26 protein-coding genes are annotated in these 24,749 nt (G+C 37.0%); 17 read left to right on the forward strand and 9 right to left on the reverse strand.

What is annotated here, in order from left to right; genetic code table 11:
• Nucleotides 1–2: 2 nt before the first annotated feature.
• The 5 genes from DKL58_RS02970 to DKL58_RS02990 all read left to right on the forward strand — a co-directional run bounded on the left by DKL58_RS02970 (nt 3) and on the right by DKL58_RS02990 (nt 5,552).
• Nucleotides 3–920 (forward strand): YihY/virulence factor BrkB family protein, encoded by a 918-nt coding sequence (locus DKL58_RS02970; protein WP_109586042.1) that lies wholly within the window; start codon nt 3–5, stop codon nt 918–920.
• Between the two features lie 65 nt (nt 921–985).
• A complete protein-coding gene (galU, locus tag DKL58_RS02975; RefSeq protein WP_045927754.1) occupies nt 986–1,873 on the forward strand; it encodes a UTP--glucose-1-phosphate uridylyltransferase GalU in 888 nt (295 codons plus the stop codon).
• A gap of 156 nt (nt 1,874–2,029) precedes the next feature.
• Nucleotides 2,030–3,178, forward strand: coding sequence for a thiolase family protein (locus tag DKL58_RS02980; RefSeq protein ID WP_109586043.1), 1,149 nt, complete (start codon nt 2,030–2,032; stop codon nt 3,176–3,178).
• A complete protein-coding gene (locus tag DKL58_RS02985) occupies nt 3,179–4,405 on the forward strand; it encodes a hydroxymethylglutaryl-CoA reductase, degradative (protein WP_109586044.1) in 1,227 nt (408 codons plus the stop codon).
• A complete protein-coding gene (locus tag DKL58_RS02990) occupies nt 4,389–5,552 on the forward strand; it encodes a hydroxymethylglutaryl-CoA synthase (RefSeq protein WP_109586045.1) in 1,164 nt (387 codons plus the stop codon). The genes DKL58_RS02985 and DKL58_RS02990 overlap by 17 nt, the downstream gene beginning before the upstream one ends.
• A gap of 27 nt (nt 5,553–5,579) precedes the next feature.
• Here the strand turns inward: DKL58_RS02990 and DKL58_RS02995 are convergent, their stop codons facing one another.
• A complete protein-coding gene (locus tag DKL58_RS02995; RefSeq protein ID WP_109586046.1) occupies nt 5,580–5,864 on the reverse strand; it encodes a hypothetical protein in 285 nt (94 codons plus the stop codon).
• Between the two features lie 71 nt (nt 5,865–5,935).
• On the opposite strand from DKL58_RS02995, the gene DKL58_RS03000 reads away from it, so the two are divergent.
• The gene (locus DKL58_RS03000; protein ID WP_109586047.1) at nt 5,936–6,889 is read left to right on the forward strand and encodes an alpha/beta hydrolase; all 954 of its coding nucleotides are present in this window, start codon (nt 5,936–5,938) and stop codon (nt 6,887–6,889) included.
• A 242-nt stretch (nt 6,890–7,131) separates the two neighbouring features.
• Here DKL58_RS03000 and rlmD read toward each other — a convergent pair whose 3' ends face one another.
• The gene (gene rlmD, locus DKL58_RS03005; protein ID WP_109586048.1) at nt 7,132–8,508 is read right to left on the reverse strand and encodes a 23S rRNA (uracil(1939)-C(5))-methyltransferase RlmD; all 1,377 of its coding nucleotides are present in this window, start codon (nt 8,506–8,508) and stop codon (nt 7,132–7,134) included.
• 122 nt (nt 8,509–8,630) lie between these two features.
• On the opposite strand from rlmD, the gene recX reads away from it, so the two are divergent.
• On the forward strand, nt 8,631–9,446 hold the full coding sequence (gene recX / locus DKL58_RS03010) for a recombination regulator RecX (protein WP_109586049.1): 816 nt from the start codon (nt 8,631–8,633) through the stop codon (nt 9,444–9,446).
• Between the two features lie 8 nt (nt 9,447–9,454).
• The gene (locus tag DKL58_RS03015) at nt 9,455–9,940 is read left to right on the forward strand and encodes a hypothetical protein (RefSeq protein WP_046331835.1); all 486 of its coding nucleotides are present in this window, start codon (nt 9,455–9,457) and stop codon (nt 9,938–9,940) included.
• On the opposite strand, the gene DKL58_RS03020 is transcribed toward DKL58_RS03015, so the two are convergent.
• Nucleotides 9,937–10,398, reverse strand: coding sequence for a hypothetical protein (locus tag DKL58_RS03020; protein WP_045927763.1), 462 nt, complete (start codon nt 10,396–10,398; stop codon nt 9,937–9,939). The genes DKL58_RS03015 and DKL58_RS03020 overlap by 4 nt on opposite strands.
• Before the next feature lie 99 nt (nt 10,399–10,497).
• Between DKL58_RS03020 and DKL58_RS03025 the strand changes: the two genes are divergently transcribed.
• Together DKL58_RS03025 and DKL58_RS03030 are read left to right on the forward strand one after the other, a co-directional pair.
• A complete protein-coding gene (locus tag DKL58_RS03025; RefSeq protein WP_109586050.1) occupies nt 10,498–11,370 on the forward strand; it encodes a hemolysin family protein in 873 nt (290 codons plus the stop codon).
• On the forward strand, nt 11,370–12,941 hold the full coding sequence (locus DKL58_RS03030; protein WP_109586051.1) for a peptide chain release factor 3: 1,572 nt from the start codon (nt 11,370–11,372) through the stop codon (nt 12,939–12,941). The genes DKL58_RS03025 and DKL58_RS03030 overlap by 1 nt, the downstream gene beginning before the upstream one ends.
• Before the next feature lie 30 nt (nt 12,942–12,971).
• Here DKL58_RS03030 and DKL58_RS03035 read toward each other — a convergent pair whose 3' ends face one another.
• Together DKL58_RS03035 and DKL58_RS03040 are read right to left on the reverse strand one after the other, a co-directional pair.
• Nucleotides 12,972–13,253 carry a DUF1827 family protein gene (locus tag DKL58_RS03035; RefSeq protein WP_045927766.1) on the reverse strand — a complete coding sequence of 94 codons (282 nt, stop codon included), beginning with the start codon at nt 13,251–13,253 and terminating at the stop codon, nt 12,972–12,974.
• Nucleotides 13,254–13,380: 127 nt separating this feature from the next.
• On the reverse strand, nt 13,381–15,576 hold the full coding sequence (locus DKL58_RS03040) for an ATP-dependent Clp protease ATP-binding subunit (protein ID WP_045927767.1): 2,196 nt from the start codon (nt 15,574–15,576) through the stop codon (nt 13,381–13,383).
• Between the two features lie 170 nt (nt 15,577–15,746).
• Between DKL58_RS03040 and DKL58_RS03045 the strand changes: the two genes are divergently transcribed.
• The 3 genes from DKL58_RS03045 to ptsP all read left to right on the forward strand — a co-directional run bounded on the left by DKL58_RS03045 (nt 15,747) and on the right by ptsP (nt 18,042).
• Nucleotides 15,747–15,929 (forward strand): hypothetical protein, encoded by a 183-nt coding sequence (locus DKL58_RS03045; protein ID WP_034977361.1) that lies wholly within the window; start codon nt 15,747–15,749, stop codon nt 15,927–15,929.
• 113 nt (nt 15,930–16,042) lie between these two features.
• Nucleotides 16,043–16,309 carry a phosphocarrier protein HPr gene (locus tag DKL58_RS03050; RefSeq protein WP_034977366.1) on the forward strand — a complete coding sequence of 89 codons (267 nt, stop codon included), beginning with the start codon at nt 16,043–16,045 and terminating at the stop codon, nt 16,307–16,309.
• Nucleotides 16,309–18,042 carry a phosphoenolpyruvate--protein phosphotransferase gene (gene ptsP / locus DKL58_RS03055; RefSeq protein ID WP_045927768.1) on the forward strand — a complete coding sequence of 578 codons (1,734 nt, stop codon included), beginning with the start codon at nt 16,309–16,311 and terminating at the stop codon, nt 18,040–18,042. Before DKL58_RS03050 ends, ptsP begins: the two co-directional genes overlap by 1 nt.
• A gap of 58 nt (nt 18,043–18,100) precedes the next feature.
• On the opposite strand, the gene DKL58_RS03060 is transcribed toward ptsP, so the two are convergent.
• Together DKL58_RS03060 and DKL58_RS03065 are read right to left on the reverse strand one after the other, a co-directional pair.
• On the reverse strand, nt 18,101–18,976 hold the full coding sequence (locus DKL58_RS03060) for an IS3 family transposase (RefSeq protein ID WP_338034165.1): 876 nt from the start codon (nt 18,974–18,976) through the stop codon (nt 18,101–18,103).
• Nucleotides 18,961–19,494, reverse strand: a complete 534-nt coding sequence (locus DKL58_RS03065; RefSeq protein ID WP_162542319.1) for a helix-turn-helix domain-containing protein — start codon at nt 19,492–19,494, stop codon at nt 18,961–18,963. The genes DKL58_RS03060 and DKL58_RS03065 overlap by 16 nt, the downstream gene beginning before the upstream one ends.
• A gap of 86 nt (nt 19,495–19,580) precedes the next feature.
• Here DKL58_RS03065 and DKL58_RS03070 point away from each other — a divergent pair.
• From DKL58_RS03070 to DKL58_RS03085, 4 genes are all read left to right on the forward strand, one after another.
• Nucleotides 19,581–20,986 (forward strand): IS3 family transposase gene (locus tag DKL58_RS03070; protein ID WP_369792500.1). Its coding sequence is split into 2 segments (ribosomal slippage): nt 19,581–20,064 and nt 20,064–20,986, totalling 1,407 coding nucleotides; the frame shifts between segments, so codons are not numbered across the junction.
• Nucleotides 20,987–21,217: 231 nt separating this feature from the next.
• Nucleotides 21,218–21,616 carry a transcriptional regulator SpxA gene (spxA, locus tag DKL58_RS03075; RefSeq protein ID WP_034977372.1) on the forward strand — a complete coding sequence of 133 codons (399 nt, stop codon included), beginning with the start codon at nt 21,218–21,220 and terminating at the stop codon, nt 21,614–21,616.
• Nucleotides 21,617–21,723: 107 nt separating this feature from the next.
• Nucleotides 21,724–22,449 (forward strand): adaptor protein MecA, encoded by a 726-nt coding sequence (locus tag DKL58_RS03080; protein WP_109586054.1) that lies wholly within the window; start codon nt 21,724–21,726, stop codon nt 22,447–22,449.
• A 73-nt stretch (nt 22,450–22,522) separates the two neighbouring features.
• The gene (locus DKL58_RS03085; RefSeq protein ID WP_109586055.1) at nt 22,523–23,365 is read left to right on the forward strand and encodes a competence protein CoiA family protein; all 843 of its coding nucleotides are present in this window, start codon (nt 22,523–22,525) and stop codon (nt 23,363–23,365) included.
• Here DKL58_RS03085 and DKL58_RS03090 read toward each other — a convergent pair.
• Both DKL58_RS03090 and DKL58_RS03095 read right to left on the reverse strand, forming a co-directional pair.
• Nucleotides 23,351–23,971 carry a DsbA family protein gene (locus DKL58_RS03090; protein ID WP_109586056.1) on the reverse strand — a complete coding sequence of 207 codons (621 nt, stop codon included), beginning with the start codon at nt 23,969–23,971 and terminating at the stop codon, nt 23,351–23,353. The two genes, DKL58_RS03085 and DKL58_RS03090, sit on opposite strands and share 15 nt — an antisense overlap.
• 72 nt (nt 23,972–24,043) lie before the next feature.
• On the reverse strand, nt 24,044–24,667 hold the full coding sequence (locus DKL58_RS03095) for a CYTH domain-containing protein (RefSeq protein ID WP_109586057.1): 624 nt from the start codon (nt 24,665–24,667) through the stop codon (nt 24,044–24,046).
• Between the last annotated feature and the right edge of the window lie 82 nt (nt 24,668–24,749).

Consider the following 24,749-nt stretch of genomic DNA (forward strand, 5'->3'; position numbering starts at 1 on the left):
GCATGGGTAAAAAAGCTGAGGCAATCAGGAAACGCTCTTTTTTATTTTATAAAACTGTTTCCTTGAAATTTACTCAAGGTGAAGTTTTAACAAGCGCAATTGCGATTGCCTACTATGTTTTGTTTTCGATATTTCCGTTAATTATTATTATCGGAAATATTTTGCCGTTATTTAATATTAATACTGAACCGATTGCCAGTTATTTAAAACTGATTTTTCCAGATAAAATTGCTAAATTTATTATGCCGATAATTAACTCATTATTAAAAAGCAAATCAAGTGGTTATATTTCATTCGGTATTATATTGGCATTATGGTCTGTTTCTTCGTTAGTTAATGCTATTAGAATTGGTATGAATCGGGTTTATGGTGTTCGTGCCCAAGAATTAAAGCAAAAGTGGCAAGTTACTGTTTGGACAAGATCTATTACTATTATGTTGACCAACCTCATGATTATAGTATTTGCCTTGCTTAATTTAACTTTGATTTTTGGTCAGCAGGTACTCGAATTTTTACGCCCAATTTTCTCTTTTTCTGTTGGCGAAATTGAAAAAATTTTTAGTTATCGTTACCCAGTAATTATTATCACAATGATAGGTTCACTGTATTATGTCAATTATTTTTTACCCAACATCAGATTAAAGAAAAAAGTTATCTGGCCAGGTATTTTTACTACATTATTCGGCTGGATTATTCTTTCCTGGCTTTTTAGTTTCTATCTGCATCATTTTCGTATTAGCTGGGAAAACTATGGCATTATCGGTACTTTTATTATTTTCATGTTGTGGTTGAATATTTCCTCAATCCTCTTTTTACTGGGGACATGTGTAAATGCTGCAATAGTGACACTAAATTACGGAGAAGTGCACTATTCAGTGGGTCGCTTAGCTGAATATATTCAAAGAAAGCGCAGTCATTAAAAATTGGCGCATTCGATTTTATTTTGGTATATTAGTTTTATGATTTTAAAGAAAGCGTAAAAAATATGAAAGTAAGAAAAGCAATTATTCCTGCTGCTGGTCTTGGTACTAGGTTTATGCCGGTAACTAAAGCAATGCCCAAGGAAATGTTGCCGATTGTCGACAAACCGACTATTCAATTTATCGTTGAAGAAGCTAAAAAATCTGGTATTGAAGACATTTTGATTGTCACTGGAAAAAATAAGCGCTCGATTGAAGATCATTTTGACTCCAATCCTGAACTTGAACAAAATCTGCAGGAAAAAGGTAAGACTGGTCTGCTTAAAATGTCGCAGGAAATTACCCATTTGGGAATTAATATTTATTATACTCGTCAACCCTATCCAGCAGGTTTAGGGGATGCGATTGCCCGTGGACGTAGTTTTATTGGAGATGAACCATTTGTCGTTATGCTTGGCGACGACTTGATGATGGACAAAGTACCATTAACAAAGCAATTGATTGACCGTTATAGTGAAACGAATGCTTCCACAATTGCAGTCATGCCGGTGCCACATAAAGAGGTTTATAAATATGGCATAATTGAACCGGATAGTGAAATTGCACCTGGCTTAATAAATGTTAAATCTTTTGTAGAAAAGCCAGAAGTAGACAAGGCTCCGAGTGATTATGCCATTATTGGTCGGTATCTTTTAACTCCAGAAATTTTTCCAATTTTGGCTGAACAGAAACCAGATAAAGGCGGGGAGATTCAATTAACTGATGCAATTGATACCATGAATAAAACTCAACGGGTTTTAGCGCACGTCTTTAAGGGGACTCGTCATGATGTTGGGAATAAGGAAAGTTATTTGGAAACATCGATAGAATATGGCTTAAAACATCCGGAAACGAAGGATGCATTACGTAAATATATTATTGATTTAGGAAAGAAATTAGAAGAACAAAATTAACAATAACAAATAAATCAATTATGCAATTAAAGGAACCATCATTTAATGGTTTCTTTTTTTATGTAAAATTTTTCTTAATGTCTGACTAATTACTGTCCTCGAGTTGAAAATTTTTGTATCATGCAACTTGAAACTTTTCGCTAAGGGATAGGTTAAATGAAAGATATATATATTGTTGCAGCTAAAAGAACTCCTTTTGGTCGCTATCATGGGTTATGGGCTGAAAAAAATGCAATAGATTTAGGAGAGTTAGCCTTAAGAGAAACACTAAAAAGCATTGATCTGCCTGCTGAAAAACTGGACGCCTTATTTATGGGTAATGTTTTGGGTGCTGGGTTAGGACAAAATATGGCTCGGCAAATTGCTCTGAAAACGGGTATGAGTCCCAAAAGCAGCAGCGTTACAATTAATGAAGTCTGTGGTTCAAGTTTAAAAGCTCTCAGACTGGCTCAAGGACAGATGGAACTGTGTGACTTTGACTTGGTAGCTGTTGGCGGTGCTGAAAGTATGTCTAATGCTGTTTATTTAACAGAGGACAAAGAAAAACCACAGTTTCAAAACGAAATGCTGCAGAATGGCCTCATTGATGCTTTTTCTCATGAGCATATGGGTTTAACGGCTGAAAACGTAGCAGAAAAATATGGAGTTACGCGTACAGAAATGGATCAATATAGTTTAGCTTCTCATCGCAAAGCAGTTGAAATTGTTCAGCAAAACTTTTTTCAAGATGAAATAATTGGCGTAGAAGTAAACGGTAAAATGATCCAGCAGGACGAAACCATTCGGGCAGACACTAATATGGCAGCACTAAGCAAGTTAAAACCTGTTTTTAAGAAAGATGGTTTAGTTACAGCTGGCAATTCTTCGCCCTTAAGTGATGGTGCCAGTATGATTATTTTGGCAAGCGCAGAAAAAGTAAAGGAACTCAAACTGCAACCTCTGGCGCGGTTGGGATCGTTTGCTGAATCTGGTACTGATCCGGCATACATGGGTGTAGCGCCATATTTTGCAGTAGAAAAATTATTACAAAAAACAAACAATACCATTAATGATTATGATGCAATCGAAGTTAATGAAGCTTTCGCTGCACCTAGCGTTGTCTTAGCTCGAAAACTCCGAATTCCACCCGCTAAACTAAACATTTTTGGTGGAGCCATTGCACTAGGTCATCCTCTTGCTGCTACCGGAACTCGTTTAGTAGGAACAGCTGTCAATATTATGAACCATATCAATGGTCACAAGGCTTTGGTAACTCTTTGTATTGGTGGCGGACAAGCAATTGCATATGAAATAGAGAAATTTTAAATGAAGTTTTATAAGTTAGCACCAGAAAAAAGACGAGAAATGCTGCAAAAACAGGGAATTAAACTGGATCAAGTTGACTCTCAGGTTTTGCATGACTTGGATTTATTAAGTGAAAATGTAATTGGTCAATTACGTTTACCTGTTGGTTTAGCACAAAACCTATTGGTTAATGGTCAAAACTACCAAGTGCCAATGGTGACCGAAGAGGCCTCGGTAGTTGCAGCGGCTAATAATGGCGCTGGTATTGTTGCAAAAGCTGGAGGCTTTACCGCAAGCAGTCAACGAGATGGTATTTGGGGTCAGATTGTCATGCAGGTGGCTGAAAAATTTGAAGTTTCTCATTTGCATAATATGTTGCCTGCTCTGATTAAAAAAACAAATTCCCATTTTGCTAGTCTTGTAAGCCATGGCGGTGGTGTCCGCAAAATAGAACTTAAACAAATAAATGATTTACTTTATGTGAAAGTATTAGTTGATCCGGCCGAGGCGATGGGCGCTAACAAAGTAAATTCTATTTTAGAATTTATGGCTGATGAGTTAGAGAATTTTTCTGGCATTAAACAAAAATTATTTGCCATTTTGTCAAACTATCCCAGCCAAATCACAACGGTCAGAGCAGCTGTTCCCATTGATTTAATTGGTGGAATAGAAACTGCCAGGAAAATTGCTTTATTAAGTCGAATTGGTCAAGATGATCCAATGAGAGCCGTTACCAATAACAAAGGGATTATGAACGGGGTTGATGCTGTTTTACTGGCAACGGGAAATGATACTCGCGCAGTGGAGGCAGCTTGCGGTGTTTTTGCAAGTAAAACAGGCACCTACACCAGTCTCAGTGAATGGCGGCTTGAAAATGAAAAGCTTGTCGGCAAGCTTAGGATTCCCTTGCCAATTGGAACTGTTGGCGGCTCAATCAATTCTAGAAAAGATGTTAGGCAAAACTACCGTATTTTAGGCGAAAAAATTGCTGCAGAACAATTAGCTAATATTATTGCTGCCATTGGTTTAGCTAATAATTTAGCAGCACTACTGGCAATTTCTACCAAGGGAATACAGGCAGGACACATGAAACTACAGGCCAGAAATATTGTTACAAGTTTAGATGCTACTGCTGCCGAGAAAAAAGTAGTATTCCAAAAAATCATAAATAACAAAAAATACAGTCAATCTGCAGCCCAGGAATTTTTAAGAGAAATTAGAGAGGAAAATAATGCAAGTCGGAATTGATCAAATTGGTTTTTATACACCAAACAAATATGTCGATATGGTAGATTTGGCGTACGCGCGAAATGAAGATCCTAATAAATTTTTGATTGGTATAGGTCAAAATAAAATGAGCGTAGCTGATCAGACGCAAGATGCAGTTTCAATGGGAATTAATGCAACGCTTAGATATTTAGATCAAATTGCACGCGAAAAAGTTGGTTTATTAATCGTTGGAACAGAAAGTAGCGTTGACCAATCTAAATCGGCTTCGCTTTTCATCAAATCAGCTTTGGCATTACCGGCAAATGTCAGAACATTTGAAGTAAAAGAAGCATGCTTTGGCATGACTGCAGGCATCATGATTGCTCGGGATTATGTCCGCCTTCATCCCCACCATAGTGCAATTGTAATTGGCTCTGATATTGCTCGTTATGGAGTTAACACGGGGGGTGAGGTGACACAAGGAGCTGGCAGCATTAGCATGTTGATAAAGGCTGATCCCCAAATTTTGGCTATCAATAAGGAACACAGTTCATACAGCGAGGATATTAATGACTTCTGGCGCCCTAATGATTCAGCAGTTGCCGTAGTTGATGGTAAATATTCTAAAAATGTATATTTAGATTTTTTTAAACACACATTCAAGGATTATCTTAGACAAACTGGAATAAAAACTAGTGATTTCACAGCATTACTTTATCATTTGCCTTTTGTAAAAATGGGTTTTAAGGCAAATGAGTGGGCAATTACCGGTCAGGATGAAAAGACTAAAAAACGACTGAAAGAGAATTTTGCTGTTGCTGCTCGTTATGGCAAGGAAGTCGGTAATATTTACACTGCTTCTTTATATTTAAGCCTTTTGAGTTTAATGGAAAATGCTAAATTGCCAGCAAATGCAAAGATTGGTATGTTTTCTTATGGTTCAGGGGCAATGGGTGAGTTTTATTCAGGACAAATTGTTGAGGGCTATGAAAAGAATCTACATGCAAATGCAGATCAGAAAATGATTAATCGCCGTCAAAAATTAACGATTCCTGAATACGAACAAATTTTTAATCAGGCTTTAGAATCTCCACAAGATAATTTAGAGCTTCAAAGTGACGAACAAACCGGCACCTGGTATTTTGCCGGAACCAAAAACCGCATTCGTCAATATTTCCAAAAATAGATAAAAAGGCTGCCAAACGGCAGCTTTTTAGGTTAGTCTAACTCCATTTTGATCAGGTAAAATTTGAATACCATAAACAGCAATTCTCTCTTTTTGGTTATAAATAAATATTGGAATACTGCGACCGTGAATATTTTTAACCAAGTTAATCAATTTCCCTTTTGTAAGGGACTTTTTTCCTGGAAAAAGCAAGCATTCACTGCTTGAAATTTTTACTTTAGCCAAAGGAATAGTTTTTTGGCCGATGGTTAAATACAAGTTAGTTTGGTTGCTTAGATCATTGGTTAATTGTAATAAATCTGTTAATCTCATTTTTAATATTCCTATACAAATTTAAAATGTTATACTATAAGATATTATTTTAGTGAGGGTGGCTGAACTAATTGAAAAAATTAAAACATAAAAAGCTATGGCTTTCATCAATTATTATCTTACTAGTATGTGTATTATTTACAGGAGCAGGTTTCTATTTCTTTAAAGTGGCATGTGTTCCAGGTAAAAAAAGTTTTTTAAGTTCTTCAAGTAAAGTAATCAAGAAGTCAGATCCTCTTTACCGTGAAAAAATTTGGTTTAAAAAAACTGCTAAACAAAAGTGGTATATTGAATCAGCTGATGAAAAATTCAAATTAGACGCAAATTTCATCCCTTATAAAACTTCCAACAAGACAGCTATTGTTTTACCAGGTTATATGGACACGAAAGAAGATATGGGAGAATATGATGCCTTGTTTCATCAATTAGGCTATAATACTTTAACTCCAGATCCGAGAGCTCAGGGAAAGAGCGAAGGAAAATACATTGGGTATGGTTGGCCGGAAAAAGATGATGTCAAAAAATGGGTTTCGTATTTATTGCAAAAATATGGTCAGAACCAACAGGTAGTAATTTATGGCTTAAGTATGGGTGCGGCAACTGCCATGATGACAAGTGGGCTTAAACTTCCTCATCAAGTTAAAGCGTTTGTAGAAGACTGTGGTTATACCAGCGTCAAGGATGAAATTGAGCATGAAGCAGGAGTCTTGTACAATATGCCTGCTTTTCCTCGTTTTCCACTAGTTGAAATTCTAAGTGGCATTAATAAGATAAAAGTTGGCTATTTCATGGGTAATGCCTCTAGTGTTAAACAGTTACATAAAAATCATAGACCAATGCTGTTTATTCATGGCAGCCGTGATAATTTTGTACCAACTAAAATGGTCTATCCTAATTATAATGCTACCAGAGGACCAAAGGAAATATGGGTAGCTCCCGCAGCTAAACATGCCAAGTCATTTTCAAAGCATCCCCAAGAATATAAAAGACGTGTTGCGACATTTTTAGCTAAATATGTGAAGTAAACTATGCATTTTATTTGCTAGCGCTTACATTTATCTGCTATTATTAAAGTGTGGTTAAGGTTACAAGATTTCTATCTCCATAATATGTTTGTTATCTAATTTTAAAATGACAAGTTTATCGCGAAAATTTGTAAAGTTTTATATATTTGTATATGAGGATTTTATCTCAAGAAATATTCTCAATTGACACCCGATCCACAAAAATAGTTGTCGCTGATTGCGACAACTATTTTACTTTTTATTTATCTTAAAGTAAGTTTAACGACACATTCACATCTAGGTGTTTGGGGTAGCATGTCGACATTTTCAATCAATCTGACATTGTATGCCTCACTTAAAAGAACTAAATCTTGAGCGAGAGTAGATGGGTTACAGGAAATGTAAACAAACGTTTTGGGTCTTACTCTCAACAGGGTTTTGATCAAACTTTTCGCTAGACCAGTTCGGGGCGGATCGACAATCAGCGCATCAATTGGAACGCCATTTTTTACTAGTTCAGGTAAAATCTTTTCTACACTTCCCTGGATATAATTAGCATTTTTGATATGATTTAATTCCACGTTATGATTAGCGTCAGCAATTGCTTCAGGAATAGTTTCAATGCCAATAACCTGCTTGACTTGATCTGCTGCTAAAATTCCGAGCGTTCCCACACCACTGTATGCATCAATCAGGGTTTCATCTGGCTTTAAATCTAAAAATTTAAGTGCGCGTGAATACAGAGTAATAGTTTGTACTGGATTTAGCTGGAAGAATGCCCGTGGGGACAACGCAAACTTTTTGCCTAAAATTTCATCAGTGATTTGATTTTTACCTGCTACTTTAGTGGTTTTGTTGCCCCAGACTTGTGGGTTGCGCCAATCAGTTTCATTTTGATAAACACTAACCACATTCGGAAGCCTTATAATTTCTTTTGCAAGTTGGTTAATATTTTTAAGGCTGTGTCCTACGATAATTAAAGTTACTTGAATTTCGTGAGTAGCATAGGCTTGGCGTACTACAATGGTCTTAAGACCATCAAAGTGCCGCAAAGGATCTGCAATTCTAATGTGCAATTTTTCCAATAAACTTTTAATTTTAAGTTCGGTGTCTTGGGTTGCCTTACTTTGAGTTGGCATTTCAGGCAAATCAAATAGTTCGTGTGAATTAGGGGCAAAAAGTCCCAAACTGATCTGACCATGAGATTGTTCAATTTGATATTGGGCTTTATTGCGATAATGCCATTCTTCTGGAGCCGGAATTGTTTTTTTAACTTTATACTTGCTGTAACCACGGGGATGAAATTTCTTGAGGGCTTCAAGAACATTGTCACGTTTGAATTCAAGCTGTTTAGGATAATCTAAATGAGCAAGTTCGAGTCCACCAATTTCTGGATTAACATTAGTGGGGAAAGGTACTCTATCAGGACTTTTTTCCTTAATGCGGACAAGCTGAGCTTCAATATAGCGCGGGTATTCTGTAATAATTTTGGCAACAACTACTTCATTAGGCAGGGCACCGGGAATAAAAATTATTTTTTTACGGTAATAGCCAATGCCTTCACCATTAATACCCAGTCTTTTAATTGTAATAATAATATCTTTTTCTTTTGGCTGATTTTGATTAAATTTCTTGTACATAATTTTCTTTCTACAATAAAATAGTAAATGTTAATAATTAATTGTACTCCCAGTAAAAAGGATTTAGCAAGAATGAGCAAAATTTGCTAGCATGGAATTAAGCGATAGAAAGGTGATCTTTAATGCCAATTATTACTAAAGTCAGCAGCCAAAAAAGACCTGGCCGTTTTAATATTTTTTTAGACGGTAAGTACTCTTTTTCGGCTACTGAGCAAACTGTAGCTGAATTTGTGCTCTTAAAAGGGCAGGAGCTTTCTGCAGAACAAATTGTGGAAATTAAGCAATTTGATGCTGATGCCAAGGCCACAAATATTGCGGCTAATTATTTGAGTTACGAGCCTCGGACTGTTTTTGAAGTTTTGCAATATCTTAATAAACATGGTATTGATAATGAATCTGCCCAGGCTGCGGTTAGTCAGCTGACCGAAATGGGCTTTTTAGACGATGCCAAGTACGCCCAATTATTGGTCAGACAAAATCTGCGCATTGGCACCGATGGCCCTCTTAGCGTCAGTAATAAACTAAAGCAAAAAGGAATTGATCCTGAAATAATTGACAATGCTTTAGCTGAAGTAGATGACGATAAGTGGCTGGATGCAGGCAAAAGAGTGCTCAAATCAATGAGAAGCAAAGTAGGCAAATTAGCAAAACGTGAGCTGGAAAGAAAAATGACGGTGAAATTATTAAGTCATGGCTTCTCCAGTTCTCTGGCCAGCACAATAATTGCTCAAATTGATTTACCACAAAATGATGAAGACCAAACAGAAGCCTTAAAAAAGCAGGGCATAAAAGCATATAAACGCTTTCGGCGTTTACCAGAAAGCGAAAGACAAATTAAAATACGTAATTATCTCTTCACACATGGATTTGCCAGTAACGAAATTGATGCCTTTCTGGCTGGCGAAATTATTCCTTTAGATGAATTAGCTGAATATTAGGAGAATTTATGAAAAAACTGCAAAAAAAAGTAACATTTGTTGGTCGTCCTTTTCCAGATCAGGTGATGGATGAACAAAAAACTTTTAATCAGGCAAACATGGAAATGGAACAAAATCAAGATTTCCAAGATTTTATTAGCAAAAACAATTTGAAAAATACTAGGAGCAGTATGGTGGTTTTTGGTCCTGAAAATTTCATGTATTGGTATGGTGTTGTTGCACCAAGCAATATCAAAGTTTCTCAAGGCTTAATGAAATTTGTTTTACCTGAAACCCAAGTTGCAATTGAAGAAAAAACCGATCAAAACATTTCCTTTTTTAGTCAACCTTTAAATATGGTAATTTCACAGTTTTTAGCTGCTGTTGCAGATGAAGGCATTAAAATTTACCAAAATCCGGGAGATAGTTTGACTCCCTATATTTTGCAAAACTTGAATTTAGACACAAAAAAACTGACCCAAGAATTATATCTTGAAGACAGTCTTAAAAATTAGTGTTGTTTGGGATCAATTGACAGGTTGTCATACTCCACATATGCACCAAGACAGGTTGACAAAAGCATGATCAGCATCACGATACCAACTGATTTGCCTACAATTTGATCTAGTGTTAAAAACTCTCTGACTACAAAAGTGGCAGCAAAGCAGAGAATGAAATCTAAAATTACATTAGCAATTTGCAAAAGGTAGCGTCTTCTGATACTGAAAAAACGTAGTAATTGCTTCAAGAAGCCATCGTTTATTTCAACTGCCAGCAAATCGACCGGTCTTTGAATCGTTGCCTTAATTGCAAACATAATTAAGGCACCGACTGTTGCACCAATAGTAGTGCGAAAAAGATCAGCTGAATGTAAAACCAGGGCATCATAACCAATACCAATAATAGTTAAACTACACAGATAGGGAATTAACAGTAAAAATGTGAAAACAAGTATGACATGACTTTTTTTCATAGTTTGACCTCATTTCTTACGTGCTATTCTAACATATTGTTTGCGTACATGATATAATGTTGGTATTTAATACGTTATTTTAAGAAAGAGAGCAATAAAATGGCTAGCGACCCCGACAAGGGGAATTTATTTGAGCGTTTCAAGAATAAATTTTCCCCTACAAACGATGAAGAAACAAGAGAGCACTTAATTACAGAAATTGAAGATTTACATAAAAATAAGAAAATTAGTGACAATGAATTTTCAATGTTAAATGCAGTTTTGGATTTTCAGGGACGGATGGTACGTGAAGTGATGGTACCCAGAATTGATGCTTTCATGGTTGATTGCCAGGATAGTTTGCAGGATCATCTCAAAGAAATACTGCGTGAACCATATTCCAGAATACCGGTTTATCAACATGATAAGGATAAAATAGTTGGCATCATTCATATTCGCACTGTCTTGCGTAAAGCTTGGGAGAAGGGCTTTGACAAAATTACTTACGATGATGTAATGAATCCTCCTCTTTTTGCGCCAGAAACAACTGAACTTAGCGAACTACTCGTAGAAATGCAGCAAACACAGCAGCAATTAGCTATCTTGACAGATGAATATGGTGGGGTGGTCGGAATTGCAACCATTGAGGATATTATTGAGGAGATAGTTGGTAATATTGATGATGAAGTAGATCAAACTGAGGTTTTAGTGCATCAGATTGCACCGAACAAGTTTGTCATTTATGGTAAAATGCCTCTTGATGATTTTAATGAACAATTTGGCACGGATCTTGAAATGGAAGATGTGGATACCATTGCCGGCTATATGATTACCAAATTAGGCATAATTCCTGCAAAAGGCGAAAAACTCTCAGTCAAATTAGACAATGGCATGGTTTTAACTACCAGAAGAATGATGCGTTCAAGACTAATGACAGTTTTATTAACTATACCTGAAGCAAAACCTAAAAAGAAAGAAGAACAAAATACTTAATGAGTAACGAACTGTTAGACAAAGTAAAAAGAAGAAGAACATTTGCTATCATATCGCACCCAGATGCAGGGAAAACTACGATCACGGAGCAAATGCTTCTTTTTGGTGGCGTGATTCGCAGTGCTGGAACGGTTAAAGCACGTAAAAGCGGTCATTATGCTACAAGTGACTGGATGGAAATTGAAAAGCAACGTGGCATTTCAGTTACCAGCTCCGTCATGCAATTTGAATATCAGGGAAAGAGAATTAATATTCTTGATACTCCTGGGCATGAAGACTTCTCTGAAGATACTTATCGTACTTTAATGGCAGTTGACTCAGCAGTCATGGTGATTGATTCTGCTAAAGGTATCGAACCTCAAACTAAAAAATTATTTAAGGTCGTAAAACAAAGGGGAATTCCAATTTTTACCTTCATGAACAAGTTGGATCGTGACGGCAGACCTCCGCTAGATCTGATTGCTGAACTTGAAGATCTGCTGGGCATTGAAGGCGTAGCTATGAATTGGCCAATTGGTTCAGGCCAAACCTTGCAAGGACTGTATGATATCGCTAATAACAAAATTGAAATGTATCATAAAGATGGACCTGACCACTTTTTACCACTAGATAAAGATGGCAAATTGCCGGACAGTGAACCCTTTAGTCAAAATCCTCAGTTTCAAGATACCCTGGGAGAAATTGAATTAATTAAAGAGGCAGGTAACCAGTTTGACTTACAAAAGATAGCTAAAGGAGATCAAACTCCGGTATTCTTTGGCTCTGCTTTAACCAATTTTGGTGTTGAGACTTTCCTGCAAAGCTTTGTCAAAATGGCTCCTGCACCTGCAAGTCATACAGTTAATGAAACTGAAGAACTGGCTCCTGATGATTCGGAATTTTCTGGTTTTGTGTTTAAAATTCAGGCTAATATGAATCCTCATCACCGCGATCGCATTGCATTTGTCCGTATTGGCAGTGGCGAGTTTAAAAAGGGATTGGACGTTACTTTGGCTCGTACAGGTAAACCAATAAGGTTAAATAATGCGACAGAGTTTATGTCCAGCGAAAGAGTGCAGGTTTCGGATGCTGTAGCAGGAGATATTGTTGGACTTTATGATACTGGTAATTTTCAGATAGGTGACAGTATCTATGCCGGCAAAGACAAAGTGGTTTATCCACCACTACCAGAATTCACACCGGAATTATTCGTAAGGGTCACTGCTAAAAACGTGATGAAACAGAAATCATTTCATAAAGGAATGGTCCAACTGGTTCAAGAAGGTGCGATTCAGTTATACCAAAATTATCAAACTGATGAGTATATTTTAGGTGCAGTCGGTCAATTGCAATTTGAAGTCTTTAAGTTCAGAATGAAAAATGAGTATAATTCAGACGTTGAAATGACTAATATTGGTCATAGAGTAGCCCGTTGGATTGACCCTGAACAACTGGATCCTGCCATGGCTAATAGTCGAAACCTACTGGTTAAAGATCGCTATGGTCAACCACTATTTTTGTTCGAAAATCAATTTGCTGAACGATTTTTCAAAGATAAATATCCTGATGTGAAATTAACCGAAAAATTATAACAAAAAAGCTGGTTTTTAAACCAGCTTTTTTTATTTATCGATATGGATTTCAATTACATGTTGGCTTTCATCAATTGTCAACTTGTATATAGGATCTTTTTCCTGAATAAGTCTTTTAATGACAAAATCTGTCTCGTCCTTGCGTACACGGCGATTGTGGTTTTCCAAGATAATTCCGATCGCTTTATCACTTTCGGTGTAGATAACGGAAGTATTGCCTAGAGAGTAAACTTTGACGTAATTTACGTTAGTCGTATTTAGTTGACTATGAACTAGGTCCTTATAACTATTGGTTACATCTATTAAATGCATGGATTTCACCCGTTTCTTCTAGTAGCTCTTTTTTATTTTAGTATACAACTAATCTAAACTTTTTTCTTTAGTAAAAAGCATGATTATCATAATTTACAATAATCATGCTTAATAGGAATTGACTTAGTTAGTAATTATCACTGCTGTTTGCTGAGTCGACAACATTTTCACTTTCGCTTATGACAATTTTGTTGTCAGAAACATTTGCTAGTAAGTTCTTTGCTGCAGGGTGGTCAAGCTTATAGTCAGCAACTTTATCTTCAATTTCTTCCTGAATAGTTCTGCGCAAAGGTCTTGCTCCCATAGCGGGATTATAGCCTTCTTCAACAAGTTTTTTCTTGGCATCGTCGCTAACAGTAATCTGTAAGCCCTGATTTTTAACCATATTGTTTACTTCGTCAAGCATCAAATTAACAATCTTAATCAGATCATCTTTAGTTAATTCATTGAATTCAATTACATCATCTAAACGGTTTAAAAATTCTGGTTTGAAGAATTGACTCATTGAACTTCTGGCAGAGTCCGGCTTATCCTTAGAATTTTCAGCTGCGAAACCAACACTGGTATTTTTAATGCCCTGACCAGCATTAGAGGTCATGATAATAATTGTGTCTTTGAATGATACAGTTCTACCTTGAGAATCGGTCAAACGACCATCATCAAGGATTTGTAAAAATAGATTCATAACAGCTGGGTCAGCCTTTTCAATCTCATCAAGCAATATCAAACTGTATGGGTGTCTTCTAACTCGTTCAGTCAATTGACCAGCTTCTTCATAACCTACATAACCAGGTGCAGACCCAATAAGTTTAGACACTGAATATGATTCCATATATTCTGACATATCAAAACGAATCAAAGCATTCTCTGAACCAAACATTTGTCTTGCTAACTGTTTAGCTAGTTCAGTTTTACCGACTCCAGTTGGTCCAACAAATAGGAAGGAGCCTATCGGACGACCAGATTTGTTAAAGCCAATTCTGTTACGCCTGATTGCCCGAGCCAGTTTATCAACAGCTTTATCTTGCCCAATAACATGTGCTTTCAAATTCGGCGCTAGATTTTGCAGCTGGTTTTCTTCCTGCTTTTGCAAATCGCCAACAGGAATGCCAGTTTTTTCTTCAACAATCTTATTCATAATCTTGCTGGTAATAATAGGAGATTTATCTGGATCTACTTTTTGATCCTTCATCTTATTATATTTTTCAATTTGATCGCGGTAGTATGCTGCTTTTTCATAGTCTTCGTTCTTTAAAGATTCTTGTTTTAATTTTTGTGCTGCATCAATCCGTTCCTTCATTTTATCTTTATCAACATAAGGAATTGTCAGATTCATACGTGAACCTGCTTCATCAAGCAAATCGATAGCTTTATCAGGTAAAAATCTGTCCTGGATATAACGCTCGGATAATTCAGCAGCAGCTTTTATGGCATCATCAGTATAATGTACATGATGATAGTCTTCATAACGCTTTTGAATACCCTTTAAGATCTGGATAGTTTCTTTAACCGAAGGCTCTTTAACGTCAACGGGTTGGAAACGTCTTGCTAAAGCAGAATCTTTTTCAATTTCACGATATTCCTTTAAAGTTGTCGCACCAACTAATTGCAAATCACCACGGGCAAGAGCAGGTTTAATGATATTGCCTGCATCCATTCCGCCCTCAGCATTGCCTGCGCCGACTATTTCGTGAATCTCATCAATAAAGAGAATAATATCATCGTGATTTTCCACTTCTTTAAGAAGTTGCTGCATACGTTGCTCAAATTGGCCACGAATACCTGTACCTTGCACTAAAGAAACTACGTTTAATGATATTATTCTTTTATCTTGTAATTTGGCAGGAACCGAGCCATCAACAATTTGTTGAGCTAAGCCTTCAACCACAGCAGTTTTACCTACTCCGGCTTCACCAATTAAAACTGGGTTATTCTTTGTTCTGCGGTTTAAAATCTCAATGACGCGGGCAATTTCTTTATCACGCCCAATGACTGGGTCAATTTTGCCTTTTCTTGCTAATGCAGTTAGATCTGTACCATATTGATCTAAAAGTGAACGACTACCTCCGGTACCATTATTACCATTGTTAGGTCCACCATTATTCATTCTAGGGTCTCCTGGATTTCCAGCATTGCCATTATAGTTAAACAGGTCGCTGAAATCACCAAAGAAGCCATTATTGTCATTATTCATATTAATATTTCCTTGTTGTTTAAGTTGTTGATAACATTGTCCGCATAAATTAATTTCGCGACTTTGTCCATTAACTTTTGCAAATAAGTGAATGGAAGCTGGTCGTTTTTGACAGTTTTGACAAAGCATTGTATTACCGCCTTTCATATCAGTTTACTAAATTATATAATTAGCACTCGGAATAATCAAGTGCTAAAACTTGGATCTTATTATTTGTAAGTACGGTAAATATGCTAAAATACATGTAGGCAAAATCAAAAATATTGCTGAATTAATATAGGATAAAAGCGGTGGTAAATTTGGATTATCAAAAAATTCTTGAGCAGTTGGCAGATGGTGAACTAGATCATTATGAAGTTGATCCTCAAAACGCTTTTGAATTTCAATCTGCATTAAGGTCTTTTGGTAAGAGGCAAAACATAACGGGAAAGGCCTTGCGGGGTGGTAAAATAATTTATTCGCAGTCTAAGACTGGAGTTTAGTGATGTAAACTGTTACATTTATGTTGTCTAATTCACAAAAAAATGATAGTCTAAGTAAGCGAATAGGTATTTATTACCGTTTTGATTTTTTGAATTAAAAGGAGATATATATAATGGAAAAACGCGATTTTCATGTTGTTGCAGAAACAGGTATTCATGCTCGTCCAGCTACATTGCTAGTACAAGCTGCTTCTAAGTTTGGTTCAGATATCAACTTGGAATACAACGGTAAATCAGTTAACTTGAAATCAATCATGGGTGTTATGTCACTCGGAGTTGGTAAAAATGCTGATGTTACGATCAGTGCTGATGGTGATGATGAAAAAGACGCAATTAACGCTATTTCTGAAACAATGAAAAAAGAGGGTTTAGCTGAATAATGACCAAGACATTAAAAGGAATTGCTGCAAGTGATGGTATTGCTGTAGCACCAGCCTATCTCTTGGTTGAACCTGATCTTTCATTTTCAAAAACTACAGTTAGCGATGTTGAAAGTGAATTAGCACGGTATAAGAAGGCAATTTCAGTATCAACTGCTGAAGTTGAAAAAATCCGTGATAGCGCAAAGAAGAGTTTAGGTGAAGATGAAGCTCAAGTCTTTGAAGCTCATCTGATGATTTTAAACGATCCTGAATTTACTGGTGCCATCGAAAATGAAATCAAAGAGCAAAAAATTAACAGTGAAGCTGCACTTGATGAAACTGCTCAAAAGTTCATTACAATTTTTGAAGGCATGACTGATAACGAATACATGCAGCAACGTGCAGCTGATGTACGAGACGTTTCTAAGAGAATTATGGCTCATTTACTGGGTAAAGAGTTGCCTAATCCTGCATCAATTGATCACGAGGTAATTGTGGTAGCTCATGACTTAACTCCAAGTGACACTGCTCAATTAAACAAGAAGTTTGTTAAGGGCTTTGTAACTGACATTGGTGGTAGGACTGCTCACTCTGCTATTATGGCTCGTTCTCTTGAATTACCAGCTGTTGTTGGTACTGACTCAATCACAAAAGACGTTCAAAATGGTGATACTCTTGCTGTTGATGGTCTTAGCGGTGATGTTGTCGTTAAGCCGACGGACAGCGAAATTGCAGACTATAAGCAAAAGAGTGCTGATTTCTTGAAGCAAAAAGCTGAATGGGAAAAGTTAAAGGATGAACCTTCAGTAACTGCGGATGGTAAAAAATTCACAATTGCAGCAAATATTGGTACTCCAAATGATATGCCAGGTGTGAATGACAATGGTGCTGAGGCTGTAGGCCTTTATAGAACTGAATTCTTGTACATGGACTCAAAAGACTTTCCAACAGAGGATGAACAGTTTGAAGCCTATAAAGAAGTCATTGAAGGCATGCATGGCAAGCAGGTTATTATTAGAACCATGGATATTGGTGGTGACAAGCACCTTGACTACTGGGACTTGCCAGAAGAAATGAACCCGTTTTTGGGAGTGCGTGCAATTAGGCTATCACTGCAAAATGAAGAAATTTTCCGTACTCAGCTTCGTGCTTTGTTACGTGCATCTGCTTACGGTAAGTTGGGCATCATGTTCCCAATGATTGGTACCATAAATGAATTACGCAAAGCTAAAGCGATTTTAAGTGAAGAAAAAGACAAGTTAGTTGAAAAGGGAGTTAAGATCGGTTCTGATTTGGAAGTCGGAATGATGATTGAGGTTCCAGCTGCTGCCGTTTTAGCCGACCAACTTGCAAAAGAAGTTGATTTCTTCTCAATTGGTACTAATGATTTGATCCAATATACAATGGCTGCTGATCGTGGTAATGATAACGTTTCTTACCTGTATCAACCAGCGAATCCATCAGTTTTACGCTTAATAAAGCATACAATTGATGCAGCTCATGAAAATGGTATTTGGTGTGGCATGTGTGGTGAAGCTGCTGGAGACAGTACCATGTTCCCAATTCTATTGTCAATGGGCTTAGACGAGTATTCAATGAGTGCTACCTCAATTTTACGAATCAGAAGTTTGATGAAAAAGCTTGACACTAATGACATCAAGGAATTAGCTAATAAAGCTTGTTATGTTTCAGAAACAGCTGAAGAAAACGAAAAATTAGTTAGCGATTTAATGAAAAAAGTAAACAAGTAAATATTAATATTCAAAAAGGGTACATTCTGAAGTTAACCCCTAGAATTGGACGTTAACATTAATTCATGTTTGCCAAGGCCGTATTCCGATATTCAATCGGGGTGCGGCCTTTTAGCGTGTGCCTGATTCTAGCTTGATTGTAGTATTTGATCGATTTTTCCATGGCCTCCTGCAGCGCCTTCTTAGTAGGATAGGTATAGGTGTAGTAGTCTAGCTCAACCTTCATGATGTGAAAGAGACTCTCGCAGGCCGCATTGTCGCGACAGGTCGCCCGTCGCGACATGCTTTGAAAAACGTGGTGCTGCTTTAGGGTCTGACAATATGCTTTGGACTGGTATTGAATGCCCTGATCGCTGTGAATCGTCATGCGGTAAGGCAGTTTGGGCCGAATCGCCAAAACCTGCTTGAGTCCATCTAGAACATATTTGGTCTGCGGCCACTGACTGATGGTGTAGCTGATGATTTCACCGCTGTAAAGATCTTTAAAGGGCGAGAAATATACCCGTTCGCTCATGCTCTTATTGCCATAGCGAAACTCGCTGATATCGGTGACTACCTTTTGGTAGGGCCGATCGGTCTTAAACTTCTGGTGGAAGCGGTTCTTCGCCTTCTTGCCTTGCGGACCTTTTGATGAATCATACTTGCCTGCAAGCAAGTTGTATTTGCGGGCCAGCAGCTTGTGCTCCTTCATCAGGCGGTAAATGCGTTTATGGTTCACCTGCAAGCCGTACTTGATTTTTAGCGTGTCAGTCATGGGCAGGTAGTCGATGGGATTATGCCTTTTAACCACTTTAATCAGCGACAGTAAAGCCAGATCGCTGTATTTTTTCCGCCTGCTGCGCGGGTGATACTCGTAGGTGCTCTTGGCCAAAAAGCTATAGTGCAATAGTTCTTGCAGTTGATAGTTGTGCTCATGCCTTAGCTCTTGGATGATGGTCCGTTCTTCTTGCGTTGAGCGTCTTTGCGCCGAGCTAAGGCTTCGACTTTTTTTAGGTAGTCGTTCTCAATGTGGAGCTGACGGTTTTCTAAGCGCAGCCGCTCTAATTCAGATAACTCGCTGCTGGTATACTTAACTGGTTTTTTAGGCAATTTGTTCATTGGTGGTCGGCCTCGTTTGGTAAAGAGCGCATCAAGCCCGCCTTCGTCAAAACGTTTTTGCCAAGTACAAATTAAGCTGGGTGTGGCAATTTTGAAGTGAATGGCGGTATTTTGATAGGTCTCGTCATGTTCTTTTCTCCAGTTTAAGACCTGGAGCTTGAATTGACCACGATAATTTTGCGAGGTGTGCCGAATTTCTAGGCCCTTAACACCAAAGTGCTGGTATTGCGCAGCCCAGGTATCAATTAGTTGATGTGATCCGATGCCAATCATTTGCGCCACAGAACGGCTGCTGTAGCCTTCTTTGAGCAAGTTAAGCGCCTGTAATTTTTGTTTGACGGTAAATTTAACCATAGTAAAACCCTCCAGTTGGATTTTTGTCCAATTGAAGTGCTCCATAATAGTTAGACATTAATCTGACTATTAGGAGCACTTTTTTCATGACTAAATATTCAACTACTTTGAAAATGGAAATTTGCAGTAAATACTTATCCCACCAAACCTCTTTAGCTAAACTAGAACGCGAATACGGCATTGATCATACCGAGATTAGGGCCTGGGCAGAACGTGCCCGTAAACATGGCTTAGCCGCTTTAAAGGTTACTCACACCCGACAAACTTATTTGCCTGAATTCAAGCTAAATGTGGTACGCTTCTATCATGAACATCACATGGGAGTACTCCAGGTAGCTGCAGTTTTTAATCTTTCGCGGTCAGTAGTAAGACAATGGCTGGCGGCTTATCAGGCTGCAGGCTACTCTGGGCTGCTCCCAAAATCCAAGGGGAGACCACCAACCATGACTAAAAAGAAGCGTCAGAAGAAGCTTAAACCCACTAAGAAGCTAACCGAAGTAGAACAATTGCGTCGTCAGGTTGCTGAGCTAGAGGCACAAAAAGCCGACTTAGAATTGGATAACTTAATCCTAAAAAAAGTGGCTGCCCGATATCCACGCTCACCAACCGGCAAAAAACCAGAATAGTCGTGGAGATTCGGGCTGAGCGACCTGAGGTGCCGTTAAAGCTTTTGCTTGCCAAGCTGCACCTTAACCGCAAAACTTATTACGACAACCGCAGTCACCGATTGAACCGATTAGATAAATACGCTGCTGTTAAAGGCGTAATCAAGTCTATCTTCTACCAAGAAAGTGATGAGACTTACGGTTATCGACGTATGCATGGTGCACTCTTAGATCAAGGCTTTAGCTATGCGCCCAATACCGTGCGCAAGCTGATGCGGCAGCTGGGACTAAAGACCAGAGTCTACAGTAGGCGCACTGCACGCTACAGTTCTTATGCGGGCCCTGCAGGCGTAATCAAGGAAAACATTTTAAAGCAGCGGTTTAATGAAACCAGACCCTACCACGTCTTACACACGGATATTACCGAATACAAGCTGACCACAGGCAAAAAGGTTTATATTTCACCGGTCATTGATGAGGCCTCACTGGAAATACTGGCTTGTCAAGTCAGCTATTCGCCTAACATGAAGCTGGTTTATGATATGCTGGCAGAGCTTAAGCACAAGCTGCCTAAAACAGCCCAGCCTATTTTGCATTCAGATCAGGGTTTTCAATACCGCCACAGCGGCTATCAGACCAAACTAAGACAGATGAAGATTAAGCAAAGCATGTCGCGCAAGGGTAATTGCCACGATAATGCACCGGGAGAAACCATCTTCAACCTAATGAAACGGGAGAAGCTCAACCGCATTAAGATCAGTTCACTAGCAGAAATGCGGGAAGTACTGCATGATTACGTTTACTGGTTCAATCATATTAGAAGATCAAACAAACTAAAATACACGACCCCGATCAAATATCGAAATCGTGCATTGAGTCTTGCGTAATATTAAAATGTCTAACTTTTTAGTTGCACTTCAAATCTAGAGGGTTAACTTCATTCTTTAAGTTCTTGTATCCTTTTTTAATTTCTTTAATCTTTCTTGGCAAAAAGTTCACAGAATATTCATGTTTTGAACTTAACATAAGAATGTAATTAGTCATCAAAAACACTACTTACAAAAAAGAAGTAGTATGTTATAATAATTTAGAAAACAATTAAAAGGAGCGTGAAATATATGGTCAACTTATATATATCTCCGAGCTGTACATCATGTCGCAAAGCAAAGGCTTGGTTAAAGAAACACGACATTCCGTTTAAGGAAAGGAATATTTTTTCTGAGCCACTAACAAAAGACGAACTTATGCAAATTTTGCGAATGACTGAAAACGGTACGGAAGAAATTATTTCTACGCGTTCAAGAGCCTTTCAACAACTTAAAGTTAATCTTGATGATCTATCAATAGACCAACTGCTTGACTTAGTGGAAAAAAATCCTAGTTTATTGAGACGTCCAATTATTATGGATGATAGGCGTTTGCAAGTTGGGTATAATGAAGACGAAATTCGTCGCTTTTTACCAAGAAAAGTACGTCGTCTTGAACTTGAAGAAATGCAAAAGATAGCTGATTTATAAAATTCAGGTAAGTTTAAAATAAAAGCGTTAGTTTTTAAACTAACGCTTTTATTTTATTAGCAAAGTACGCTACAATAGAACAAAGAATCTGATGGAGGTGAGAACTCATGCAAGTAGATCATATAAACAATAATACGATTCGCGTGAGAATAGGTAAACAAGAGTTAGCTAATCGTGGTCTCAAAGTTTTGGATTTACTAGGTGATAAAAATAAAATCCAGCATTTCTTTTACTCAATTTTGGATGAAATTGATACTGATCACTCTTTTAGCCAGGATGCACCTGTAACTTTTCAAGTGATGCCTAATAACGGTGGACTTGATTTACTAATCACTAAAGTAACAGAAAAAGATCGTAATAATCTTGCTCAATTATTTGATAATGATTTTGCTGATAACGGCAATAAAAAGAATAATGATGCTCGCAAGTCTTTTCTCGACCTTGAACCTGAAAATGAGGAAGAAGATAAAGAAGATTCAAGTGACCCAGCAGATTCTTCTCAACCTAAGGTTAAGAAACAGTTTTGGAAATTGCAGAAAAAACAGGCATACTGCTTTAATGATCTTGATCAGGTAACTGAATTAGCAGACAGTCTTGAAGCAAGTGATTTATCCTCCAGCCTATACTTCGAACGAGGTAAATTTTATTTGGAGCTGATTTTTACTGATCAAGAATATTCAGAAATAAAGCCAGCAGATGCTTGGGCAATTGCAAACGAATATGGTATAAAAGTAAAGACTAGTGAAATGGCTCGCGTGCGGACAAATGGTAAATGTTTGTTATCTCATGATGCTTTAGACCGATTGCGTCAATATTTTAGTGATATTAAATAAAATAGCAAAATAGCTGAATAAAAAAGGCAGGTAAAACCCTGCCTTTTTGCGTATTTATTCTTAGGTGATAAATATGTATGCAGCATTGTTAAATAATATTTTGGTTTTAGCAATTGAGGAAGCCAAGTTGTCCCAAAGTAACAATAAAATTAAAAAACATTATTTTTGTCCACACTGTGAACGAGAAATGCGATTAGTAAGTAAAGACAAGCGACCCTACTTTAAACATATACCTTCTGAAATTAACTTATGTGGGGAAAATAAAGAACATGCTCAAAGTAAAAAATTACTAACTCAGGCACTGAGAGAGGTACATTTTAATGCTCAAACAGAGGCTAGTCTTGCTAATGGACAATTGCGAGCTGATGTATTGGCAGCTTCAAATTTAGCCTTTGAAATTCAGTGTGCTCCTCTCAATAAGTCAGAATTTTGCCATCGCCATTTTTTATATAAACAAATAGGCATTAAGGATATATGGATAGTTGGTAAGAGGCATTTCTTAGGACAAAACGTGAAAAAATCTCAGCTTATTTTCTTTCGCAGAAACAATTTTTGGCAAGATTATTATTTAGAGATTGATCCTTTTAAAAAGATTATTCGGCTAAAATATAACGTTTTGCTTGAGCCGCTAACAAATAAAGTTCACTTTCAAGAAGAAAACTTTGGTATCTGTGCAAAGGGTTTAAAAAAATTATGGCATTTTCAGCCATTGTTACAGAAATATTATGTTAATCCCAAACAGCAAAAACAATATTTGCAAATGCAGCTTGCACATAAAAGCTTGAAGGGCATGCAAATTGCAAATTTGTTATATAAAAAAAGGCAAACCATAGATGATTTGCCGCCTTGGGTTTTTAACAATTTTCGTAAAATAAATTCGTCAGATAATGCAAGTAAATATTTAAATCAACCGTAAATGTCGCACGGGGTAATAATTCTTTGGCTCTTTGGCAACACAATCATTATCCTTAAGAAGCTTTATCAGTTTATCATGTGCAAGAATACCTTCTAACATTACACCATTATAATTGCCACTTTCGTTAAAAATAATAGTAGTAGGAAAATTGCGAACGTTAAATTTACGGACAAGATCTTTATCTTGTTGAATTGAATCATCAACATAGCGAGCAATTTTGCGACTATTAATACGACTAAAATCCAAGTCTAAACTTTGCGCAATTTCTCTAGGCAAACTTTCTGAATATTTATTAAAATCGGTACTCATAACACGCTGTAAAGCAACTAAATAAGCACGTGCCTTCTTATTGCCATATTCTATTTTAATTGCATTGTAATGCCGTAAAGCCTGGAAAGAAGCAATTGTATACTTTGATATATCTTTTATTTTCTGGCCATTATTTTTTCTTCTAATAATGTCCTCTCTGATTACTTTTGAATTTATGATCGGAACAAAATGAAAAGAAGAGTTGATATTAAGTTCATCAATCGCGTCTTTGATTAAAACTTCCGTATTATAACAATAAATACCAACGGGATTAACAAAAAGAAAAATCTCGAACATGATCAGGCTCCTCCAATACTGATTGTTAAGTATAAAATGATTAAATATCTACCCTTTTAAAAGTTCACTCAATCATATTCTAACACGATGTATGTAAGCGCGTGCAACTTTTGCTTGGTTAGTATTAGTATAATTTTGTGTAAATTTATACTCTTTTTTTAATTTTGCAAGAATTTGCGCTATTAAATCTGGATTATGGTTTTCAATCTCAAGCTCAAAATCTTCGTAGTTATCTGGATAAATGTTATCATCAAAAGTCAGTTCACAATTTTGTGGCCCATTCGCTAATGTACGGTGAGTTTTGCAGAAAGTTTGTAAATGCAGTTTTAACTTCTGTGAAAATTTCTGATCCAAATATTCTCCTACGCTATACTTAAAAATTATAGGCGATCCTTTTGCTACCTGCTTAATTAATGCTTTAGCCTCATCTAATTTTAAGGAATCATTAATTTCTATTGCTTCGTGGAAATCGTTTTGTATGGGATTCTTATTTGGAACCTTCAGAGTTTGCTCTGCATGGTCACTAAAAAGCCTAATGCGACAGCTTATGTTATATTGTTTTAACAAACTTTCAGTAGTATCAAAATAATAATTTTCCTGTGTAAAGCTTTGCTTTACTGGAAAATCATGACAAAGTTTTTGGTGTATTGCCTTAGGCAAGATGATTTTTGCTTCAATTTCATTATTTTGTGACATTTAATATTACTCCATTCAATTTTGTTTATGAAAGAAATGCTTTAATTTTCTGTATCAAAATCTATATTTTTCAAAAGTAGTT

The sequence above is a fragment of the Lactobacillus kullabergensis genome (assembly GCF_003151025.1).
Lineage (GTDB): Bacteria > Bacillota > Bacilli > Lactobacillales > Lactobacillaceae > Lactobacillus > Lactobacillus kullabergensis.

Excerpts from the sequence above, each read along its gene's own strand:
- DKL58_RS02970 (WP_109586042.1), top strand. The coding sequence starts at position 3 with ATGGGTAAAAAAGCTGAGGCAATCAGGAAACGCTCTTTTTTATTTTAT.
- galU (WP_045927754.1), top strand. The coding sequence starts at position 986 with ATGAAAGTAAGAAAAGCAATTATTCCTGCTGCTGGTCTTGGTACTAGG.
- DKL58_RS02980 (WP_109586043.1), top strand. The coding sequence starts at position 2,030 with ATGAAAGATATATATATTGTTGCAGCTAAAAGAACTCCTTTTGGTCGC.
- DKL58_RS02985 (WP_109586044.1), top strand. The coding sequence starts at position 3,179 with ATGAAGTTTTATAAGTTAGCACCAGAAAAAAGACGAGAAATGCTGCAA.
- DKL58_RS02990 (WP_109586045.1), top strand. The coding sequence starts at position 4,389 with ATGCAAGTCGGAATTGATCAAATTGGTTTTTATACACCAAACAAATAT.
- DKL58_RS02995 (WP_109586046.1), bottom strand. The coding sequence starts at position 5,864 with ATGAGATTAACAGATTTATTACAATTAACCAATGATCTAAGCAACCAA.
- rlmD (WP_109586048.1), bottom strand. The coding sequence starts at position 8,508 with ATGTACAAGAAATTTAATCAAAATCAGCCAAAAGAAAAAGATATTATT.
- recX (WP_109586049.1), top strand. The coding sequence starts at position 8,631 with ATGCCAATTATTACTAAAGTCAGCAGCCAAAAAAGACCTGGCCGTTTT.
- DKL58_RS03015 (WP_046331835.1), top strand. The coding sequence starts at position 9,455 with ATGAAAAAACTGCAAAAAAAAGTAACATTTGTTGGTCGTCCTTTTCCA.
- DKL58_RS03020 (WP_045927763.1), bottom strand. The coding sequence starts at position 10,398 with ATGAAAAAAAGTCATGTCATACTTGTTTTCACATTTTTACTGTTAATT.
- DKL58_RS03025 (WP_109586050.1), top strand. The coding sequence starts at position 10,498 with ATGGCTAGCGACCCCGACAAGGGGAATTTATTTGAGCGTTTCAAGAAT.
- DKL58_RS03030 (WP_109586051.1), top strand. The coding sequence starts at position 11,370 with ATGAGTAACGAACTGTTAGACAAAGTAAAAAGAAGAAGAACATTTGCT.
- DKL58_RS03035 (WP_045927766.1), bottom strand. The coding sequence starts at position 13,253 with ATGCATTTAATAGATGTAACCAATAGTTATAAGGACCTAGTTCATAGT.
- DKL58_RS03040 (WP_045927767.1), bottom strand. The coding sequence starts at position 15,576 with ATGCTTTGTCAAAACTGTCAAAAACGACCAGCTTCCATTCACTTATTT.
- DKL58_RS03050 (WP_034977366.1), top strand. The coding sequence starts at position 16,043 with ATGGAAAAACGCGATTTTCATGTTGTTGCAGAAACAGGTATTCATGCT.
- ptsP (WP_045927768.1), top strand. The coding sequence starts at position 16,309 with ATGACCAAGACATTAAAAGGAATTGCTGCAAGTGATGGTATTGCTGTA.
- DKL58_RS03065 (WP_162542319.1), bottom strand. The coding sequence starts at position 19,494 with ATGGTTAAATTTACCGTCAAACAAAAATTACAGGCGCTTAACTTGCTC.
- spxA (WP_034977372.1), top strand. The coding sequence starts at position 21,218 with ATGGTCAACTTATATATATCTCCGAGCTGTACATCATGTCGCAAAGCA.
- DKL58_RS03080 (WP_109586054.1), top strand. The coding sequence starts at position 21,724 with ATGCAAGTAGATCATATAAACAATAATACGATTCGCGTGAGAATAGGT.
- DKL58_RS03085 (WP_109586055.1), top strand. The coding sequence starts at position 22,523 with ATGTATGCAGCATTGTTAAATAATATTTTGGTTTTAGCAATTGAGGAA.
- DKL58_RS03090 (WP_109586056.1), bottom strand. The coding sequence starts at position 23,971 with ATGTTCGAGATTTTTCTTTTTGTTAATCCCGTTGGTATTTATTGTTAT.
- DKL58_RS03095 (WP_109586057.1), bottom strand. The coding sequence starts at position 24,667 with ATGTCACAAAATAATGAAATTGAAGCAAAAATCATCTTGCCTAAGGCA.